This is a genomic window from Ruegeria sp. BF7, assembly GCF_056538605.1.
The window spans coordinates 1-1,512 of sequence record NZ_JBQFTM010000049.1 but is presented as its reverse complement, the minus strand read 5'-3'; the positions used below and the strand labels follow the sequence as shown (position 1 = coordinate 1,512).

1 protein-coding gene is annotated in these 1,512 nt (G+C 55.4%); it reads left to right on the top strand.

Annotated elements, in window-relative coordinates:
- The first annotated feature begins 86 nt into the window (after positions 1 to 86).
- Positions 87 to 1,438, top strand: a protein-coding gene (locus ACR0IK_RS24315; protein WP_480643682.1) for an IS3 family transposase whose coding sequence is annotated in 2 segments (ribosomal slippage) — positions 87 to 423 and positions 423 to 1,438 — 1,353 coding nt in all. Because the reading frame shifts where the segments join, the coding sequence is not laid out codon by codon here.
- Positions 1,439 to 1,512 lie beyond the last annotated feature (74 nt).

Sequence of the window (1,512 nt, the reverse complement as noted above, 5' to 3'; positions counted from 1 at the left end):
TTGTCTGACGTCAGCGCCAATGGGACAGTTTAGGTCGATTTGATAAGAGAGGGTTTCTGGCTCATCGTAACCGCCAAGGAGTGGAGATGAGAAAGAAACCCGGAACCAAGCAGAGCCACGGTGAGAAGGTCGTAAAGGACATTCGCCGTGCGACCCGCAAACAGTATTCCGCAGAAGAGAAGATCAGGATCGTGCTGGACGGCCTAAAAGGCGAGGACAGCATTGCAGAGCTGTGCCGTCGTGAGGGCATCGCGCAGAGCCTGTATTACAGCTGGTCCAAGGAATTCCTGGAAGCCGGCAAGAAACGTCTGGCAGGCGACACGGCCCGTGCGGCAACTTCCACCGAAGTGAAGGATTTGAGACGGGAAGCCCGTGATCTAAAGGAAGTTGTTGCCGAACAGGCCTTGGAACTGCGTTTGCTCAAAAAAAGCATGATCGCGGATGGGGACGACGAGGAATGAGATACCCTGCATCCGAGAAGCTTGAGATCATCCGACTGGTGGAGGGATCGCACCTTCCAACCAGACACACGCTGGACAAACTGGGCATCCCGAAGACAACCTTCTATCGCTGGTACGACCGGTATCTGGCCGGTGGTCCCGAGGCGCTTGAGGATTGCTGTCCCAGGCCGTCACGGGTCTGGAACCGCATTCCCACGCCAGTGCGCGAGAAGATCAAGGATCTGGCTCTGAAGGAAAGCGATCTATCGCCTCGCGAGCTCGCCGTGCGCTTCACCGACACGGAAAAGTATTTTGTGTCAGAGGCTTCGGTCTATCGCATCCTCAAGTCCTACGATCTGATCACCAGCCCAGCCTATGTGGTCTTGTCCGCTGCGGACGAGTTCCAGGACAAGACGACACGGCCGAACCAGCTCTGGCAGACCGACTTTACCTATCTGAAGGTGATCGGCTGGGGATGGTTCTATCTCAGCACGATCCTGGACGATTACAGCCGATACATCATCGCCTGGAAGCTTTGTACGACGATGAAGACCGAGGATGTGACCGACACACTGGACCTCGCCTTGCAAGCCTCAGGCTGTGATCAGGCAACGGTGCTGCACAAACCACGCCTGCTCAGCGACAACGGGTCCAGCTACATCTCTGGTGAGCTTGCCGAATGGCTGGAAGATCAGAAAATGGATCATGTCCGAGGCGCGCCATATCACCCACAGACCCATGGCAAGATCGAGCGCTGGCACCAGACTCTCAAGAACCGCATCTTATTGGAAAACTACTATCTGCCCGGTGACCTCCAGCAGCAGATCGATGCTTTCGTCGATCACTACAATCACCGGCGCTACCACGAAAGCTTACAAAACCTCACGCCCGCTGATGTCTACTTCGGACGCGGGCAGACCATTCTAAGACAACGAGAACGGATCAAACAGAAGACAATCGAAACCAGGCGCTTGCTTCACCGCAAATCCGCCGCATAATCAGACCAATCAGATGGGCCACATCCTCTCTTAGATCAGAGCGCCATCTGTCCCAAAATCCCTGACGACGGACA